The sequence below is a fragment of the Aquimarina atlantica genome (assembly GCF_000626715.1).
GTDB lineage: Bacteria > Bacteroidota > Bacteroidia > Flavobacteriales > Flavobacteriaceae > Aquimarina > Aquimarina atlantica.
The window spans coordinates 38,400-57,918 of the sequence record NZ_AQRA01000005.1; the positions used below are offsets into that span (position 1 = coordinate 38,400).

The window sequence follows — 19,519 nt, forward strand, 5'->3', positions numbered from 1 at the left end:
AGTATGAAAAACCAAATTCGAGATATAGAAGAACGCTTAGGTATTCAACTTGAAAAGTACGATTATAAAAAAGAAAATCAAGTAAACACTTATAGTACCTGGACGCAATTAGAAGGCATAAGAGAATTGAAGTTAGAGCATGTTTCTATAGATAACATTAGTGAATTATTACCCTACTCAAAAAACCTACATACCCTAAAACTAATTAATTGTACTATTGGTACTATCTACGGACTGTTTCACTTTGAAAATTTATGTAATCTAACGCTAGACAATGTTACTGTTCAGGATTTAGAAAAAAACTATCCAAACAAAGATTGTATTGATTATAATGGGTGTTTGATGGAAATAAATTTGAAAAACATGGAAATCATGCATTTGAGGGTCTTAGAACCTATGGCAAAAAACTTAGTCCATGTTTTTATTACCGATTGCACCATTCATAATTTTTATGAGGTGAATCTATTTCCAAAATTGTATGATTTACGGCTAGAAGATGTAGTCATCAAACAATCAGATAAGGATATACGATATGAATCAAGCCAGGATAGAAATTTTACTTGGTTATTCCTTACCAAAATGGAAGTTGCTGATATCAGTTATTTTCTTCCGATAATAAAAGGTTTGCATGGTTTTACCCTCAACAGTTGTACTATTGGTAGTATTAGGAAACTAACGGAATGTACGAGTTTACAAGAATTTGAAATAGATGCCGCTACAGAAATTAAAGATGTAGCATTAGTAAAAGATGATACATCTCCTTTTAAAATTAAAGAATGTATTATTTCAGTAAATGAAGAAGAAAATGATTCAAAAAGGGTAGCATTTAATATTGAAAAACTAGGTGCTTTAGCCAACAGCATAGAATCAATTACTTTTAAAAATGATCATGTTTCCAATCTGGCATACCTTGTAAATTTTGAATCATTAAATGCACTAAAATTTGATCGTGTTACCGTTAGGTTAAAAGACTTTTTACCCATAGCAACACAAATTGTTTCTTTAGATTTTTCAGAATCCACCATTAAAAACAGATCACAAATACAACACTTTAAAAATCTGGAAGTTTTAAAAATAAACGCAGATACTACAGCACAAAATTTCAAAGATTTTAAAACTCTTTTGCCTCTAAAGCATCAATTAAAGAAATTTGATTTTTGGAATTTTTCCGAGAGTCGTGTAAAAAACTTAGAATTAATCGAACAGTTTACTGTTTTAGAATCTGTTTTCGTTTTATACGCCTCAAAAAAAGTAGCGCAACGCATTTTTTCGCTACCCAGTTTAAAAAAATTATCCCTGCATATCCGTGCAAAAAACACACCGACATTTAGTGTAAAAGCTCTTAAGAATATAGAAGAACTCTATATCGAAAATAAAAATCATATTACGCTTAAGGGGCTTAAAAAACTTGAACGGTTAAAAGTTTTAAGTCTAAAAGATGCTTGTAGTGCAAAAAACATTCATAAAATTAAAAACCTGCAATATCTAAAGATAAATGAAGTCATAAATAGTAATGAATTACCAGGGATAGATACACTTACAAAATTAGAAATTGATGTGACAGAAGATTATGAAGTTTTAGGTTTGGAACAATTCTCTAATCTAAAAGAACTCTCGATAAAAGGAACTAACAAAATTACATTGGGACATTTGCCCAATTTAAAAGTATTGGACATTTCGAGTATATTCCCTAAAGAGATAGATTTTTTGGATCATGTTCCTAATCTAGAAAAATTGTGTTTAGAAAATAACTGTATGACTGCAATTAATGGACTAGATAAACTTACGAATTTAAAAATGTTGAACCTTTCTGAAAATACGATTGAAAACATTGATGGATTAGCAAATTTAAAAAGTTTAGAACGGTTAAATCTATACGAAAATGAAATTTCTGAAATACGTATTTTGAATACATTGCCCAATTTAACACAAGTCAATATAGCAGGAAACACTATCGAAAAACCAGAAGTTTTACGACAATTAAGTAGACCAGAAATAGCCATTTTTTATGGTCTGCCCAAAGTACCTTTCTGGATATGGAAAGATCAGGATTTTGAATTGTAATATAGTACAAAAACTACCTAGACTAATGAAACTAGAAGATATAAAAAAAGAAGCAGCACAATACAAGTATAATGATATATCATCATTATCATCAAAAATTAGAGAGTTTAAAAACAAAGGAGTTTCATTTTTAGGTTGTGTAGCCTTTGTACAGGTAAATCAAGAAATTTCATTAAACGAAGCCAGAGAACTAACCGTAAAGCTAGACGCATATAACGAAGATGAAAAAAAACGGATAGATGCAGCATACCAATTAATGCTAAGTGAGTTTAAAGAAGAGGAGTAAATGATGATAAAAACAAACGGATATAAATTGTATCCCTACGGATATGGATTGCATATATGTGTATTAAATATAAGGTCATAATATTGCCTAAATATGTTGGAGTATCTGTAATAAAGGTAGATATATAAATAAGTTACCTGTAATTGAAATGAATAAACACTTAAAAGAAATATCTGTAAGAGGAAGATATGCAATTGGTCTGTCCTGTATAAAACTGTTATTAAGAGAACGGAATTTGCATCATTCGGAATTTTCAAGAACATTGTTCCGAAAATTAGGGGAATTCACACAGGCTAAAAAATTAGATGTTTGGGAAGAAGAGGTTAAAGCCTATTTACCTTATAATGAAACCAGTGATGAAACCATAAGTGATTTACAGAAATTTAATACTTTTTGTAAAGAATATAATAGTTCTATAGATAAAAATTGGTATAAAGGGGTTTCCCTTGAAATACTAGAGGCTTCTTTTTACGATGAGTTAATTGAATTTTACAAAAAACCTGAAAATAGGACAATAAAAAAAGTGGCAGAGTTATGCGAAAGTATTGGGCGAGCAGAAATGTATGGGGCAATGAGTAAAGGAAATAGTAAATTGACATTAAAATATAGTAATGAAATCCTTGAAATAACCGGTTTAGTTTCAGAATTTGATTTTCAAAAGATAGCCAAAGAATACCCTTTTTCAAAAGGAGACGGGTGGGGAAAGACCTTTAATATTAAAACCTTTAAAAGAAAATAACAACAACTAACAAAGAAGCTACAAAACATTGCAATTAATTTAAAAAATAAGATGGAAGATAAATTACCAAGAGGAGTTTCCATACTTGATAAAAAACAAAGTTTATGGAGAAAGCTCAAGTGTAAGGAATTTTTAAACATTAAAAATGCTGGTCCATATATCTATACAATGGATAAGGAGCTGCCAAGAACATGTATACCTCACGACACATTTTCAAAGTATGTAGTTTCTATCGCTAAGTCATCCATATATGTATTATTTCATAGAGGAGAAATGTATAGGGTTAAACCATGGGCATTTAAGCAGTTTTTTGGAGATGGAATATATTATTGTGTGATGTTCGATGATACTTTTGATTGGTTTTTTTTTACTGATGATGTTAGTGAAGATCGTAATTTGGTAACTGCTTATTATCGAAATGAGACGTATAAGAGCTAGTTATATGCTGAAAAAAATAATGAATCAATATCCAAAAAGGCTATTGTATGAAGTAGAACAAGCCTAACAAAAAAATAAACACGATTAAAACGGGCGTTTATTCAAACTACCCCGTGTTATAAAACGAAAAGGGAAACATGAATAATTATAGAAAAATAATAAATGAATTTAAATCGGGTAAAAATGAATCTTTATTGGTTGGTTTTAAATGTACTCATAATGGAAAAGAAGGATACGGTGAAAGTGATGATAAAAACTACTCGAATAGAAAAAATCTTATTTTAGAATTGTACAGTAATTATTCTGCTGACGATAAGCCGCTTATAAAATGGTTATTGAAAGAAGAATTAAAAGGGTTTCAATTTGATATTCCTGTTTATACAACTGATTTATGTGCTTTTATGCTATTTAAGCATATGAAAACCGAAGATATATACGATTTGTATGAAGCCAAATTTGGTGCAGGTTCAGATCATGAAGGGTATATTGATATAGAATTGGTTTTTGGACTACATAGAGATGAAACGAAAGCATTTCTGAGAAATGAAAAGACTCGAATAGAATTGAATACTGAAATACTCGAAACTATTGAATGGTATGAGTCAAACCCCAATGCAAAATTTAAAAGTAGAGAAGAGTATATTATTTATTTTGAAACGGTAAAAGCTGATAATATAAAATCCGATTTAGAGGAATACTAAAAAACGCTATAGCACGATATAAATGGCATTAAAACGATCATTTATACTAACCATTATTAACAGTAATTAAAAAATCAACATTGGAGGATAATAATAACAAAATACCATTCGAAACATTACATTCATTTCATACAGAAAATGAATTTGATGAAGAATTCTATAAAAAATTTGTAGCACCTTTTTATACGGTACGTATTATAAACCTAACCAATTTTAAAAGTGATTATGTAAACATCAAAGCTGAAATAGGTACTGACATCGTTAAAAAGATAATTGGACAAAATAATTGGCGAGAAAGAATTGTTGGAGCATTTTTCTGTGCAATTGAGAATTTAACAGAATTTGAAGATATAATCGGAGTACATTTCCTGAAAAGTGAATTAGTTCATCAAGGCAAGGGATTTGCTTTAGCACTTGCAAGTTTTAAGTCAAAAAAATCCATCGATTACCTAAAAAAATATCTTGACTATTACTTGACCAGAAAAGACCTGAATTATGAACAAAATTATGCCATGTCAGCCCTAAAATGGATTGATAAAAAAACTAAATCTGAACATACAAAAGAATATGAACAAAGATACTCTGAATGGGAAAAAGATGCTTCAAGAAAATTTGATTCATATTATGATGAATTTGTTCAGCAAATGCAAATCATTGAAGAATTGAAAGCAACGGGTAACCAGTAATAAAATGAATACTATGGAGAAACTTAAAAACATAGAAGAAGCACTCGGTATACAGTTTGAAAAACATGATTATAGCAAAGAGCAAACCAACACCTATGAGTATTTTGAACATTACAAAAGAATAACGACATTAACGATTCAAAATATAAGCATTGATAATCTGGACCTGTTTTTGCATTTGGTTAAAGAAATATCCAGGTTAACCTTTATCAATTGTACAATTAAGGATATTAGTGACTTAATTAAGTTCGAGTTGTTATATGAGTTCACTATAGATAATGTAACCATTGGCAATATAGACATGCTTTATAATAACAAGACTTGTACTACTGCTTACGATGGTAATTTAAAACATATCAATATTAAGAATATGACCATTGACCATCTAGCGGTATTGCAGCCTATGGCAAAAAAAATCGATCATATTTTTATGACCAATTGTGTTATTCATAATTTTTATGAAGTAAACCTTTTTCCTAAACTATACGATTTACGATTAGATGATGTTACCATAGAGCAATCAGACAATGATATCATTCATAAAGCAAAACCAGATAGGAATTTTATCCGTATTTGTCTGACCAATATGACCTTTGATACTATAGATATATTTTTACCCATATCAGAAAATGTACAACATATTGATCTTAGTAAGTGTACTATTAATACGATAAGAAATATTCATCAATTCTCTAAGTTAGAACGTTTAGATATGGATACCGCTACTGTTATTAAAGATCAAGCGCTATCCAACGATAAAGCAACGGGATTTACCATAAATTACTGTATGTTAGGAGAAGAAAGGTCATCTCCAAAAGCAAAAGTCAATTTGCAAAACCTTGCATCTATAGCACATTATATCAAAAACTTAGAGTTTCGTCAATATGTATCTGGTGATATGACGTTTTTACAACACTTTACCCAGCTCGAAAAATTAGATTTTGAATACAGTACAGTTACCATTGATAATTTTGTACCCATAGCACCTCAAATAAAGGAATTGTATTTCAGTCAATCAGAATTAAAAGAGACAGCACAATTAAAAGCATTTACACAATTAGAAAAAATCACATTTTACACCAATCCTCACGAAAAAGGGTTGATTGATTTAAAAAAACTCCTACCGTTAAAACATCAACTTAAAAAATTAAAAATAGATGAAGATGAGGTGAAAAATATATCGTGTATCAAAGAATTTACAGTATTAGAATCCTTAGACATAACCGTTACCTCTATTGCCCAGGCCAAAAGTATTGTAGCATTTAAAACCCTTAAACGATTACGGTTATTTATAGATATAGAACCCGAACCACTAGATACTATAGCCATAGATGTAAGTGCTCTAACGAACGTAGAGACACTAGAACTTTGGTGTTATTTTTCTATTGAATTGATAGGAATAGCGTATCTCCAAAAGTTAAAAAATTTTACGCTTTATGGGAATTTAAAAAATACCAGATTAGATACCTTACATAACCTAAAGTACTTACGATTAGATGAAGATACAGATATAAACGAAATACGTGCCATAAAATCGTTAAAAACATTAGTGCTAGAGGCATCAGAAGCATCTAAAATTGATACTTTAGAGCAATTTCCTAATATAGAAAATGTAAAGATTAGCGGAACTTCTAAAATTAATTTGGGCAAACTGAGTAAACTTAAAGTTTTAAAAATACAATGGGACTTAAATTTAGCAGAAACAACCTGTTTTGATGATTTACCTAACCTTGAAAAACTTGACTTAAGTTGGTGTAATATAAATCACGTAAACAATTTAGAAAAGCTTACGAAGCTAAAAGTATTAGATTTATCAGAAAATGGTACCATAGAAAATATAGATGGATTGCGAAATCTCAAAAAATTAGAGCAACTTAACTTATACAGCAATAAAATTTCGGATATCAGTGTGTTAAATACACTACCGTGCTTAACAGAAGTCAATTTAGAGAGTAACGGATTAGACAAGAAAGCATTTTTACAACAACTAAACAAACCCGAAATAGCCATTTTTTATGGTTTGCCATTTATACCTTTTAGGATATGGGACGATCAATATTTTGATTTGTAAAAACCATAATGGATGCTTTCTCAACGAATTTAGATTGTCAAACCACGAATATTGATTAGAGGTAGTAATGCAAACTAAATATACTTAATATTACATCGCATATTATATCTAAGACGAATGATAAGATTAGATGAACTACATATTTGGAAAAAATTAAGCAGCCCATATGGAAACTCTGAATTAATACCTTCACTTATTAACGAGCTTTCAAAAACATTGGATAAAAAGATTGCGGATGAATTAATCTGGGAATATATTTATCATCAAGGATCAGTATATGAAAATACACTTGCGACCATACCCTATTTATTAAAAATAATTGAGGAGTCAGATAACATTGAATTTAATTTGGATGTTATAGCTTCTCTGGGAGTTGTTTTAATTGACCTTGACAACATATCGTACATAGAACAAGTATTCAAAGAAAATAATCTTGATGAAAAGGAAAAAAATAGCATTCAGATAACATTTATTGATGCTGTAGAAAAGTTTAAGAGCTTAGTAAATCATTATGTGACTAATACCAAGATTTTAGATGAGGAATCCAAGCGATTTTATTTAATAGCATTTTTAGTTTCAATAAAAAGACATAAAGAAGCTGAAATATTTAAAACTTTCAATATAAATGACGAATATATTTTTGTATGCCCTAACTGCGAAGAAGAAACCTTCTTATGGAATGAAGAAAATGTTTTAAATGCGTATAGTAGAGATCCTACCACCAACAAAAACCAAGAAAAGTTAAGAATTGTTTTAAACGAATCTAATGTAAGTCTTAAGTGGTTAGAAAAACCAATTGACATAATGAATATTAATTCGTTAAGACCATTAATTCAATATTTTAAAGGAGATATAAATTGTCATAGTTGTAATAAAAAACACAACGTATTTACAGGAATAATGAATAGTATATAAAAACTATAATAATCAATTTGATAGTTTATTTGTGATTTATAGGATGCAATCATACAATACAAAAGATGTTAGCTATCACTATAAAAACAAAACTTTTACAAATTCATCTAATGCAAAAAACAAAGTTGGTCTTGTACCCGATACGTCAAAGGTCTTAAAAAATGAAAATCATACTATTTATTGTCATAGCACTTTTAGTTTTATCGACCCTTATTGTGTTAAGATACCGACTGGTTCGCTCTAAAATAATTAGAGGAGAATCAGAAGTAAAATATAAAATGATTGACCTGGGACAGAAGGATATTTTCAGACATGGGTTAGAATCTTTACTGGGAAAAAAAAGAGTATTCTTAAGAACAAAAAATAAAGATATCGAATGGCTATATATATCTAAAATCGATTTCAAGAAGCTTCATCCCGAAAGTCCAATAAAAATGAAGGAGAAGAACTACACCATAAAATTCAACTATGAAACAAAGCGCTTAATTTTTGGAGGTTATGCCTGTGCAAAAATTATTTCTTTCGAAAAAATTAATAAAACTCCCGAAGTGTTAAAATGACAAAAAGCAAAATTAAATTAAGATTTATCCTATGGTTCATATCCATGAGTCTAAGTACAATGGGGTTACTTTTACTCATAGGGTTACTTCTAAAAACACTTTTATATGAAGGAATTGAGACATTTCTGCTTTTCATGGTATTCCTATTGAGTCTAATCGTAATGGTAGTGCTCATTATTTTTAAAGACTTTAAATACATCGTTATAGATCAAGAAGCCCAAACAATTAGGTGGCGTTCGATATATTATCCTTTAGGAAAAACAGCCAGGTTAAAAGACTTTAAAGGATATATAAAATCTGTAGAGTATGGTCGGTATGAAGATTATAGGACAGTTCATCTTGTAGATAAATCATCCAGAACCTCATTTAAAATAAACGGATTGTTCTACGAAAATTTTGACGAAATTTATGAAGCAATTGAGCTAAAAGAAATAAAAAAATACCATTTCGGCTTTTGGAAATATCTAAAACTAATCTGTACAGGAAGAATTCAAATAGAATAAATGCAGATGTTAGCGCTCTAAAAAACGAAAAAAACAGATGAAACTAACAACACCCATAGAAATTGATTTACTACAGTTTTTTAAAACAGGAAAGTTTGACTATCTAAAACTGGGACAAACCAAAGAGTGGATTGTAAACAATTTTCCTGACCCTGATTGTTTTGGAGCTGATTTTTTGACAGAGGAGGTTAATATCTGGACCTATGGGGGGATCGAACTGCATTTTGAAAATGAAAAACTCTATTTAATATTTTCAGATTATTGGTATGAAGGGAAATTGGACAGCAGTAGCCAACTAAAATTAAACAAATGGATCTTCGAAGATATTAGCCAGCTCAACCTGTTATTTGTGATAACAAAACTAAACGAACATAATATTGATTATAAAAAGAAAACCGATAACCTGGGGGTTTTATTACGATTAAAGAGCGGTGTTGAATTAACCTTTGAAAATATTGATGACGTTGAGGGGTTAAACTCAAACAGTTTTCAATTAACTTCTTTTTCCCTGGTAGAAGAAAACCCATACCGCTGGAAAGAGTAATGTTTTAGTATGAGTAGTAGAGATCGCTATACCGAAATAATTAACGGAATGAAATCTGACGATAAACAGCTGCAATGGCACACTATGGTCAAATGGTGTACACTATGGATTGATGTTGAAAAAAAGGAATTAAAACCACTTCTTGAATTAATAAAAGAGTGTAAAGAAGTCGGTTTTTGGGAGTGCTACTATCCTAGCCAATCGCATTATGCCTTAGGGCTTTCCTTAGGTAAAAACTATGATGAACGGTATAATTTACCCATGGTATATATCAGATATAACGCAGATAAAAACAACTTTGACGTTCAATACCAAAAAGGACAAGGAGGAGAAACCACCAGAGTAGATTGTGGAAGCAAACTCTCAGAAAACCATTTTAAAAGCATCACACATTGGTTAGGCGATAAAAAGAACAACAGCAGAGACCCAGAAAATGAATAAAAAAGAAGCATTGATCCAGGAGATACAGGAAGCATTTAAAGGCGTAAAGCTCGATGAGGGTATAGGTCTATGGGAAGCACAAGGACATGATGATAGAGTAAGTGATGTAGAATGTAAAAAGCTAAGAGCTAAAGATGAAAAAGAAGATTGGAATAATATCCCATTAATTCATCTATATCAATGTAGTAGTTCATTAACATTTTTTGATGCCAAAGGAATGCGTTTTCATACGCCCATGTTTTTACTATATGCCATAGGAGTTTTTCAAAAAGAACAAGAAGAATTGCAAAAGAAAGGACTTTTGAATGGCTGTTCTGACCCTGATATTGAAAATAGGTTACAAACTATTACCGATTACGCTCAAGATTCATTAGGGTACCAACAATTATATACCAAACCATTTTCATTATTTTCTGGCAAGCAATTAAAATGCATTCTAAAATTCCTTGAGTTTAAATTGAGTGAATTAGAAATGTATTATAAAAGTAATGATGCAAAAGAACTAGGTTTATTACCTACAGCAGTTAAATACAACAAGGACTATATGCAATTGCAAGAAGCATTAAACTGTTGGATACATAATTTTAAAATCGAATACGTGTTGAAATGACCATAAGTATATTGATTTCGATCAAATGATACCTTCAGATTTAGAACAATCTTCTCGTATGTAATAACAAGAAAACTTTTTAAGAGTCGATTTTTTGCAAATATTAATTCTTCCTCTACGAATATAGGTTAACTATAGTACACTAACATAAATAAGCTTAAATTAGTTACATACTAAAAATGGTATAAACCTTTAAAATCAAAATGAAACTAAAACTACTAACCATCTTACTTGCAATTTCAACAATACTGCTTGGAGGATTAGCATACTGGTACTATTTGGAAGCAAATTTTAGTGCCAAAGTAATTAAAGATAGAGAATTAACAATTACGAATTACAAAAAAGTAGTTAATGCAATTGGAAGAAGTGGTGGTGTGCATGTCAATAAGCTAAAAACAGAACTAAAAAAGGAGTTTGATCTTAACGAAAAAATTGGCTATAGTGACCATAGTAAAGAATATTATTATGTCCTATATCCAAAGAAATATGAAGTGAATTCTAGAGAAATATGGGATTTTAGGGGGCTTGAATTAACTCTTGACGAACAAAAAGCGTTCAAAACCATACATATGTATAAACCTTAATATGGTCATGAGGTACTGTTTAATATATAGAGTAAATTTTTTCATTGCATTACTATTATTTTTTAAATTCAATAGTTATGCGCAGCAAAATGGGATTGTTCGTTTTGAAAACGACACCATAGCCATAAAAAAGCAAAACGATTCTATTTACTTTTATACTAGTTTAGGTGAGTTAAGAAAGATCGTTAATTTAAACAGTAAAAAATCTACTCCTTATGGAGTACCAAAGGAAGTACAAGATATTATCTACAATGGGGAAATTCCGGAATGCATAGAAATTTCAGAAGAAACATTTCCTTCCTATTTATATACAAATCGATATGTTGATGCAGGCATAGTACTTTGCTCTGTAAATTACTTTTATAATGATTTAGGCTTACAAACAGGATATAAAGAAATTTGTCCAAACGATATTGCAGATGGAGATGACCATCATTTTGGAAGTGAAAACCTCTATAAATACAATAAATATGGGTTATTGATAGAAAAAGAAAATAGTATATTTAGATATAATAACAAGGGGCAGTTAATTGAAAAGTGTTATCGCAATGCGAAATCCAAAAAAATATCCTGTTCCAGAAAGTACAAGTACCAGGATGATAAATTGATTGCATCTACAAACACCACAAAAGATGGCAAAAACGATCTGGATTATACATACAATAACAAAGGACTACTATCAGAAATCATAAAAAATAAGCGAAGTAAAATAGTATTAGAATACAATAAGCACAATAAAATAATCAAAGTTAGTGACGTAAAAACATGGCGAAATAAAACATTTAAAAACACGCGTTTAATCTATCACTACAACCCTCAAAATAGAATTATTAAAATTAGTACATACACACATTATCCAGATTTCCCTTTTGAAGACTGGGATTTTGTATATGATACTAATGGAAACCTCATTCAAAAGAAATTGAATGGAAAACTAATAGGGAGTTACCAATATGACGATAAAGGAACTTTAATCTACCTAGACAGTAACAGACGGTGGGGAGAAGACAAAGGACATATAACCTACTAACTAATTTAAACTAAACAAATGAAACATGTACTGTCTATACTAACTATAATGCTAGGGTTAATAACCATTTTCTGTATAGGGATGTTTTTACAAAGAGCCAATATCGAATACAATGCTAATGGCAGGTTTTTATCCCCAGATGGTGTTGTTTATTACGAGCAAGCAAAACAAGTATATGGCATTTTAGCACTTTTAGGAGTGTTTCTTACAGGAACACTCATATATAAACAGATAAAGAAAAACAATTGAAAATAATTACCATCATTTTTACAACTTTTATTTCTCTGAACATATATAGTCAGGAGTATTATTTTATAAATGCTAAAAACGGCTTAAATGTGCGTTCTGGCAGTGATTTATCATCATCAAAAGTTGCTAAAATTCCATATGGAGTTTTAGTAGAAAAAATATTCGATACCAACAAAAAAATGACCATTAATGATAACGGAAAAATAATCGCAGGAAACTGGGTAAAAATAAAATATAACAACTATTTGTATTTAGTATCAAAAGAAACCGAACCATTCGTAAAAGAAGGGTATGTATTTGATGGTTATTTAAAAAAAATAATAGATGATAGCATCATAAATAGATCTCAAATAAGTAGTGTCGAATTTAATGAATTAAAACAGAAATCATCCAGACAAATTCATAAGCCAAAGAAAATAGGTAGCCTGGATTCTATTAAAAAGATGCTGAAAAATCACATAGAATGGACTACTAAATTTGAAAGTGAAGAACATAAAAGAGATGATTTAATTAAAAGCATTAAAACAAAAAACGGACAAAAACTAAGGGTAAATCACAATAGTGCAGAGGATTATGTATTTGCTGCAGGTTGGTCAGGATATTATCCAGAATATGATATTTTAGTTTTAGAAGGAGGACATAGTATCGATGTCTGTTTTTCAATCCAAACTGGAGAAACTGAATTAACTATAGGCAATCCCGAGTATATAATTCCATCACCCCAAAATACACATCGTTTAAATGGTATTTTTGGAGGGCATGAATGTATTACTTATTTTTTGCAAAAAAAGATAAACGATGAGTTTACGTATTTAACCCAGTTTGATAATAATTACGATATCTGCACCTTCAAAGAGTTTTATTGGATAAATGAAACTACATTTATCTATAAGATAATTAGTCACAAAGGCGATGCTATTTTTTTTAAAACAGAAATAAAAGACTATGCTGTAGAATTGCCTGCGTCAGGCACAAAATTAAGTGATCTTATACCCCAGGGGTGGAAAGTTTTGTCTACTTCATCTGGGGATTTAAATAATGACAACATAGATGATGTAGTCTTTGCAATACAAAATACATTACCAGAAAATTTAGAATTTAATGATGGTCCTGGAATTGATACACTTGATCTCAATCCAAGAGTTTTGGGGATATATTTTGGAAAATCGGATCATATTTTCGAAAAGAAACTACAATCAAATGAATTCATCATATTACGAGATTCACCAACAATGGATGAACCCTTCGATGGTGTAAAAATCCTTGATAATGGAGATTTACAGATTGATTTTCATTTTTGGTACAGTGCAGGCAGTTGGCAAATGTCAGACCATCAATATACATTTCGATATCAAAACAAGGCTTTTGAATTAATAACTTATGAATCAAGTGAACGGCATAGAGGTTCTGGCGAAGAAACTGATTACAAGGTTAATTTTATCACTAAAAAAATGAATACCTCAAGAATGTATTTCGATGATGAAACTGATGAAAAAAACGAAGAAGATCTTCAGAAAAAAATTGAAATACAACAACTTAAATCCTTAAAATCATTAGGCAAACCATTTGAATGGGAATTTCAAGGTATAAGGATATAATCATAAAATGCAAAAAGAAGGAAAAATATATATTGATTTCAATGCAATGATAACATGTGATTTGGTACTGTTATCAAAAACCGATTTCAAAAAAGATGCAGACGGAAATACAATAGAACTCAAAGAAGGAATGAACATCTGTGTGTATATGGATGATGAAGACGAATTTGGAAAACCAGACAATTTAATTGCCTGTGGAACAGTAGAACCCAATAACAGCGGTGCATTTACCAGCTGTAAATGGAATATACGTATCGATGAAAACGGAATTCGTCATGAGTCAGAATTAAATAATAATCACGGATGCTAGAAGAAGCCAAAAAAGAATTATATCGTAATAAGCACCTTTTAATTATAGGGAAATCCGAAACAGACCGAAGGCTGTTTATTAACAATCTGATAGAAGGTGTTCATAGAGAAGTGGTTAGAACCCCAAGAGGAATAACAACATTAGACGATTATGCAGATTTTATTAAAAAAGTAAAAATGTATAACCCCGATTACAAAACAGCTGGATACCCCCCTTTTCCAGCATTACAATTGGTGTATTCGCATCATGATATATTACGTAAAGAGGATAATAGTTGTTTGATGATAATAGATGAATTAGATCAAATCAACCCTAAAGAAGTGGGCTATGTAGAAAGAACCATTAAAATTTTAATTGAACGATTGGATGATCTAAAAAAAGGTGAAAAATCAATTCAATTAATCGTTTCACAAGAAAACGAAAATGATTTAATAGATAAATTAGCAAAACGAGACAATGTATACGGATCAAATAGGAATGCTAGAAGAACCTACAAACAAATTGTAGAGCAAAACCTTAAAATTATAGATATTTCGGGATACTAATCCATTGATACTATGGCAAGCGGAAAACAAATACTATTGTCTTTATTAAGTGAATATTCTCAAAAAAAGACAACAAAGCAGCAGTTAGAAAAAGTTACAAACCGTATCAAATCAGGTTTGCTCCTGCATGGCTCTACTGCAAAATTTATGTGGCCAACGGTAGAACAATTAACATGGGTAGAACAAAGGCCCGATATAGAACAAGGAGATGATGAAATAAAAAAGCAAGGGTTAGGCCTAAAAGATTCCGAATTATTGTTATCCGATCTGTTTGGTTTGATAACCGAAAATGAGGAAATTCCGGAAAACATAAAAGGAATATACCCGGAAATCACAAACGAAGCCTATAAAGCAGGGATTCATATCATTTGGTCATTGCTAAAAGCACTAGAATGGTCCAAAACCTATGAAGACGTAGAAAATTCTGGGAAGTTAGATGTCATTGAAAAGGAACAATTTTTAAAGAATTATGAACGTAAACTAGTAGAATACAGAAACGACCCAGAGGATTATTCTTAAATAATATAAGATGAAAATAGTAGGACTAATATATCTATCAGCACTATTACTTTTTTTGAATAGTAATGCTCAAACCACCAATAATGAAAATAGGATGTTACATACTATTTTTAAAGTTATCGATGCAGATTCATATACCGAAGTTCCTATAGCAGTTATCGTGATTAATTCAGGAAATAAAAGGATTGATGTAATTGATACAGATTATGATGGAATAGGTATTTGGGAAGTATGCTCTAAAAAAATAGTGAACCATAACATTAAGATTAGTGTATTCGGGATGAACTATAAACCTTTTGAAAAATCATATACAATTACTACAGACACAAAACTTACTATTGAATTAGAATCAGGAAAAGGAAAGTTTAAAAACCGGGAAGAACGAGAATACTTTCTTAGAAGAGAGTTAGGAGTTCCTTTCTGTAATGATGCTTTGATCGACGATAAGGAACTAGAAGAACTAGAAACTTTGGAAAATGCAATCTACCAACATCATTGCGATGGTCGTATAAAACGATTTAATGATATCCCTACAAAAGAATTACATCACTGGAAAAAAATAGAAAGACAGTCAACAAAAAAAACAAAAGATGGGAATTGAAGAAGCCAAAAAACATATACATAAAGAATTTGTTTCAGATGACGGTTTAGATGTATTGTTTAGAATGAGTTTTGATATAGAAGAAGAACGAATAACCGAATTTTTAAAAGCACTAAAGTGTTTAGAAGAACATTATGCTAATGAATCTGTAATAGAAAAAGAACTGGTATATCAACTCTTTTCTATGCATCAAACACTAAAAGCCAGTATGGGACATTGGAAAGTAAGCCACCCAAAAGGATTAGATAAAAACACTTGCTGGAAAATTTTTGACGGAATTAGACATGTTTTTTCAAGTTAAGCTATGGCATTAGATTTTCATAAAGCAGACAATAACGAATACCAGTTTAGATTAAACTATAAGGATAGTAAAATAGAATATAAGAACTAACAATGAAAACATATGATCGAAAAATGGAGAGATACCGCTTTTGGCTCTGATTTTGGAGGTGATTTTTTAGACTTGATCGAAAGAATATCTGATGATAAACTATCAATGGATTTAATTTATAAAAACACTGATGTAAAGAAATATCTTGACAATCCTAACTTGCTTCAAGAACGAACCGACAATAATGTAAAATTCACCAATACAGAATATGAACAATACATTCATTTCGAAGATTTAATTATCGGACTATCTGTTATAATAGTTGAGGCCGAATTAAATAATGAAATAGATTTAACCAAAGCCTATGGTAGTAAAACAGTAACGTTTACATTTCAAAAAAACGAGGTAAAACCTATTTGTTCTGCATTGCAGGTGATTTATAACAATCCCGATGATTATGTTTTGTTTGAAATGTGCATGGAAGAAGAGCGAAAAGAAACGCTAAACGATATAAAAGAGATAGTAGTAGCATTTGAAAAAATAGTGAATTAGTATGCGTACAAATTTTGATGTAATTGGAGAAAGAACAACTATAGATATCGATTCGATAAAAAATAAAGTAGATTTTACAATACCAAAATCGTACTTAAACTTTATTAAGTATTATGGCTACGGAATTATTACCGAAAAAATAGAATACCTCAATATTGTATTACCTGACAAGAAGTTTTTTGAAAATAATTTTATTGAAGATATTGATTTATGGGAATGGGAAAGTAACTCTCAAAAGAATAGTATTCAAAATAGTATTTTGGTAGCTCATACCTTTGATGGGCAACATATTTACTGCACAGAATCTTCTTTTATTATACTCCCTAAGTTTAACAAACCAGTAGAACTTTATGATTTTGATGAAGTAATACAATATTATATCAACAATTACAATATGAATGAGCCTATTACATACAAAACCCATAAGGGCTATTAAATTGATAATATACATCTAACCGATGAAAAGCAATAAAATTTAAATAGATGAAAACCATTCAATTAATCTGCTTATTATTTCTTATGAGCTTCATTTCTTGTAAAAAAGAAGTAACAGATAAAACCTTTAAAATATTTCATTTAGAACCCAATAGAATCTATACAGATACAGCTGTAGTTAATGGAAAATTCTCTAAAAGAAGAAATGATTTTTTTGTCGTGAAAAATTATGATATAAATAACGAGCAACACAAAATTAAAATAGACAGTTTTGTAGTTAATTATGTAAAGAAGGATTCTTTTTTAATTCAAAACAAAAATGTGAGTTGGAGATTAACTTTTTTTAAATACGGCGATGGGATTGATGAATATACCCAACACGAATACGATACCGATTATACCATTCATGATTTGTTTTCGTACAAAAAGGAAATAGGTAATGTTTATTTTGATACGAGAGAAGGTTACAGAGGTTCTAATTATAACATATCTCCTGATAAACATACGAGTAGCAACCGAAAAATAATCACCGATTATTTTAATACCAATATTAAGCTGCAACACAACATAAAACAAGAACAAAATGCTAGAGGTAATTTTAATCCATACACCCATAAACAAGATACCATAAAAGTAATTGCTAAATTCATAAAAAGAATAGGAGGTAGTAAAATACAAATAGTGCAGTACAAATTTTTAGAACCTATTACAAAGACCATTGTATTAGAAGGAGACACCCTTAATATTGCCTACTCTATAGCTTATGAACCAAAAGAATTTCCAAAAAAATCAATGCTAACTTTGGTAAAAGATAGTGTAAATGTAGGATTAAAGAACTACTATATTTTTCCTGATTACAATCCCGAAAAGGGAATAGAACCTGTTAATGAGTAAGTAATGTATTAAAACAAAATGGAGGAATAAAATTTACAGAATGATAAAATTTACAGAATGTTTAAATGATACCTGGGATTATTTCTTTTTAACAGACCCGGCTAATTTATTGCAGTTTAAGAAAGAGCATAACTTATCAGACGATTTGATGGGTGAGTTTACTACAAACGATAGTGCAGAATTGGCGATACAAGAAGGAATCATGATCCCTATGAGTAATATTAAAAACCAACCATACACCGTTTTTTTTAACACCAATGGTCAAACTTCTATATTCAAAAAAGATACAAATTTGTTATTGTTCGAAAAAACAGGTTATATACTAAATGTAATTAATAATGAAGTCTGTTTAATAACGGTACCTTATTTAAAAAACTGGACCGAAAATAATGGAATATATCGTTTAAAAGAAGCTGTTAAAGCAGGTGTTAGACAAAAAATCACATTAGAAAATGGTTATTATGCCATTACTATTTTAGGAGGGTTTACATATCAAGATAATATTGAGGAAGCTACGTTTGAATTTCAATGTAAGCAAGTACTTACCGTGGAAACAAAAAGTAGTGTATTGGATATTGGTTTTCCTTTTTTAATAGAATAATAAAAGCCTATGAGAACATTTTTAGCCACATATCAGGATAAAAGAGGAACAGAAATGATCGAAATAAAATCAGATGGTAGCGAAATGTTCTTTACTCTACGAGATATAGATTTTGATGGACCCGATTTTGATCAATTAACTGCAGAAGAAATTGACAACGCCAAATTCGATTATGAAATGTTTCAAGATGGTTCTGGAGATATAACTAATTTTAAACTCACCTTAATAATTCCAATACAACTCTTTAACATAAAAACTAATAAGGCCTTTGTAGAAAACCTAACCGCCCAAATTGAAGTAGGCGAAATCACAACGATTAAAGGGTTAGATCATGAATTAAACTGCTTAACATTAACCACTTCCTTTGGAGAGTTTAAAGTAGAAAAGAAACTAGAATGGATGGAAGATGCCTTAATACTATTACAAAATCAATTACCAGAAAACATCTATTTAAAAACGTGTTTAAGTTGCAAGTATTCTAATTATAGTCCATACGGAAATGGAATGTTTGGAAATATATATTGTTTTAAAAAGGTAAAAGAAAAGCTTAAAGAAGTTAAAGGTAAACATGATTTACTGGATTTATGGACACGCGAAGCAGTAGATAAAGGAGACATCTTTTCTGTACAAGAAACCTTTGATTGCTCAGAACATCAACTACCTGCCGAAGACGATTGGTATTATAAAAACTGGACAAAATTGATTTAGGAAT

27 protein-coding genes are annotated in these 19,519 nt (G+C 30.2%); all 27 read left to right on the forward strand.

Features of this window, described 5'->3' with window-relative positions:
- The first annotated feature begins 3 nt into the window (after positions 1–3).
- The 27 genes from ATO12_RS11465 to ATO12_RS24890 all read left to right on the forward strand — a co-directional run bounded on the left by ATO12_RS11465 (position 4) and on the right by ATO12_RS24890 (position 19,515).
- Positions 4–2,064, forward strand: a complete 2,061-nt coding sequence (locus ATO12_RS11465; protein WP_034242129.1) for a leucine-rich repeat domain-containing protein — start codon at positions 4–6, stop codon at positions 2,062–2,064.
- 25 nt (positions 2,065–2,089) lie between these two features.
- Positions 2,090–2,350, forward strand: a complete 261-nt coding sequence (locus ATO12_RS11470) for a hypothetical protein (RefSeq protein ID WP_034242130.1) — start codon at positions 2,090–2,092, stop codon at positions 2,348–2,350.
- Between the two features lie 148 nt (positions 2,351–2,498).
- Entirely contained in the window at positions 2,499–3,089 is a 591-nt protein-coding gene (locus ATO12_RS11475) for a hypothetical protein (RefSeq protein WP_034242131.1), read from the forward strand.
- 51 nt (positions 3,090–3,140) lie between these two features.
- Positions 3,141–3,527 (forward strand): hypothetical protein, encoded by a 387-nt coding sequence (locus ATO12_RS11480; protein WP_034242132.1) that lies wholly within the window; start codon positions 3,141–3,143, stop codon positions 3,525–3,527.
- A gap of 137 nt (positions 3,528–3,664) precedes the next feature.
- Entirely contained in the window at positions 3,665–4,228 is a 564-nt protein-coding gene (locus tag ATO12_RS11485) for a hypothetical protein (protein ID WP_034242133.1), read from the forward strand.
- Positions 4,229–4,308: 80 nt separating this feature from the next.
- A complete protein-coding gene (locus tag ATO12_RS24880) occupies positions 4,309–4,914 on the forward strand; it encodes a DUF6000 family protein (protein WP_051575774.1) in 606 nt (201 codons plus the stop codon).
- 13 nt (positions 4,915–4,927) lie between these two features.
- The gene (locus tag ATO12_RS11495) at positions 4,928–6,985 is read left to right on the forward strand and encodes a leucine-rich repeat domain-containing protein (RefSeq protein ID WP_131248820.1); all 2,058 of its coding nucleotides are present in this window, start codon (positions 4,928–4,930) and stop codon (positions 6,983–6,985) included.
- A gap of 117 nt (positions 6,986–7,102) precedes the next feature.
- Positions 7,103–7,900: a hypothetical protein gene (locus tag ATO12_RS11500; RefSeq protein ID WP_034242135.1), complete on the forward strand. Its 798-nt coding sequence runs from the start codon at positions 7,103–7,105 to the stop codon at positions 7,898–7,900.
- A 161-nt stretch (positions 7,901–8,061) separates the two neighbouring features.
- On the forward strand, positions 8,062–8,460 hold the full coding sequence (locus ATO12_RS11505) for a hypothetical protein (RefSeq protein ID WP_034242136.1): 399 nt from the start codon (positions 8,062–8,064) through the stop codon (positions 8,458–8,460).
- A 44-nt stretch (positions 8,461–8,504) separates the two neighbouring features.
- Positions 8,505–8,963: a hypothetical protein gene (locus ATO12_RS11510; RefSeq protein WP_165583368.1), complete on the forward strand. Its 459-nt coding sequence runs from the start codon at positions 8,505–8,507 to the stop codon at positions 8,961–8,963.
- Positions 8,964–9,000: 37 nt separating this feature from the next.
- The gene (locus ATO12_RS11515) at positions 9,001–9,507 is read left to right on the forward strand and encodes a hypothetical protein (protein WP_051575775.1); all 507 of its coding nucleotides are present in this window, start codon (positions 9,001–9,003) and stop codon (positions 9,505–9,507) included.
- A gap of 9 nt (positions 9,508–9,516) precedes the next feature.
- Positions 9,517–9,948: a hypothetical protein gene (locus ATO12_RS11520; RefSeq protein ID WP_034242138.1), complete on the forward strand. Its 432-nt coding sequence runs from the start codon at positions 9,517–9,519 to the stop codon at positions 9,946–9,948.
- Positions 9,941–10,558, forward strand: coding sequence for a DUF6714 family protein (locus ATO12_RS24885; protein WP_051575776.1), 618 nt, complete (start codon positions 9,941–9,943; stop codon positions 10,556–10,558). Before ATO12_RS11520 ends, ATO12_RS24885 begins: the two co-directional genes overlap by 8 nt.
- Before the next feature lie 203 nt (positions 10,559–10,761).
- Positions 10,762–11,142, forward strand: coding sequence for a hypothetical protein (locus ATO12_RS11530; RefSeq protein ID WP_034242139.1), 381 nt, complete (start codon positions 10,762–10,764; stop codon positions 11,140–11,142).
- A gap of 7 nt (positions 11,143–11,149) precedes the next feature.
- Positions 11,150–12,172: a hypothetical protein gene (locus ATO12_RS11535; RefSeq protein WP_131248822.1), complete on the forward strand. Its 1,023-nt coding sequence runs from the start codon at positions 11,150–11,152 to the stop codon at positions 12,170–12,172.
- Between the two features lie 18 nt (positions 12,173–12,190).
- On the forward strand, positions 12,191–12,421 hold the full coding sequence (locus ATO12_RS11540; RefSeq protein ID WP_034242141.1) for a hypothetical protein: 231 nt from the start codon (positions 12,191–12,193) through the stop codon (positions 12,419–12,421).
- On the forward strand, positions 12,418–14,019 hold the full coding sequence (locus tag ATO12_RS11545) for an SH3 domain-containing protein (RefSeq protein WP_034242142.1): 1,602 nt from the start codon (positions 12,418–12,420) through the stop codon (positions 14,017–14,019). Before ATO12_RS11540 ends, ATO12_RS11545 begins: the two co-directional genes overlap by 4 nt.
- 7 nt (positions 14,020–14,026) lie before the next feature.
- Entirely contained in the window at positions 14,027–14,329 is a 303-nt protein-coding gene (locus ATO12_RS11550; RefSeq protein WP_034242143.1) for a hypothetical protein, read from the forward strand.
- Entirely contained in the window at positions 14,323–14,874 is a 552-nt protein-coding gene (locus ATO12_RS11555) for an AAA family ATPase (protein WP_034242144.1), read from the forward strand. The genes ATO12_RS11550 and ATO12_RS11555 overlap by 7 nt, the downstream gene beginning before the upstream one ends.
- Before the next feature lie 12 nt (positions 14,875–14,886).
- Positions 14,887–15,393, forward strand: coding sequence for a hypothetical protein (locus ATO12_RS11560; RefSeq protein ID WP_034242145.1), 507 nt, complete (start codon positions 14,887–14,889; stop codon positions 15,391–15,393).
- A 10-nt stretch (positions 15,394–15,403) separates the two neighbouring features.
- Positions 15,404–15,994 carry a hypothetical protein gene (locus ATO12_RS11565; protein ID WP_034242146.1) on the forward strand — a complete coding sequence of 197 codons (591 nt, stop codon included), beginning with the start codon at positions 15,404–15,406 and terminating at the stop codon, positions 15,992–15,994.
- The gene (locus ATO12_RS11570) at positions 15,984–16,295 is read left to right on the forward strand and encodes a hypothetical protein (protein ID WP_034242147.1); all 312 of its coding nucleotides are present in this window, start codon (positions 15,984–15,986) and stop codon (positions 16,293–16,295) included. Before ATO12_RS11565 ends, ATO12_RS11570 begins: the two co-directional genes overlap by 11 nt.
- Positions 16,296–16,397: 102 nt before the next feature.
- On the forward strand, positions 16,398–16,877 hold the full coding sequence (locus tag ATO12_RS11575; RefSeq protein ID WP_034242148.1) for an imm68 putative immunity domain-containing protein: 480 nt from the start codon (positions 16,398–16,400) through the stop codon (positions 16,875–16,877).
- Position 16,878: 1 nt separating this feature from the next.
- Positions 16,879–17,313 carry an SMI1/KNR4 family protein gene (locus ATO12_RS11580; protein ID WP_034242149.1) on the forward strand — a complete coding sequence of 145 codons (435 nt, stop codon included), beginning with the start codon at positions 16,879–16,881 and terminating at the stop codon, positions 17,311–17,313.
- 47 nt (positions 17,314–17,360) lie between these two features.
- Positions 17,361–18,206 (forward strand): hypothetical protein, encoded by an 846-nt coding sequence (locus ATO12_RS11585; protein WP_034242150.1) that lies wholly within the window; start codon positions 17,361–17,363, stop codon positions 18,204–18,206.
- Positions 18,207–18,246: 40 nt separating this feature from the next.
- Positions 18,247–18,807 carry a hypothetical protein gene (locus ATO12_RS11590; protein ID WP_051575777.1) on the forward strand — a complete coding sequence of 187 codons (561 nt, stop codon included), beginning with the start codon at positions 18,247–18,249 and terminating at the stop codon, positions 18,805–18,807.
- Between the two features lie 9 nt (positions 18,808–18,816).
- On the forward strand, positions 18,817–19,515 hold the full coding sequence (locus ATO12_RS24890; protein ID WP_051575778.1) for a DUF6304 family protein: 699 nt from the start codon (positions 18,817–18,819) through the stop codon (positions 19,513–19,515).
- Positions 19,516–19,519: the final 4 nt, after the last annotated feature.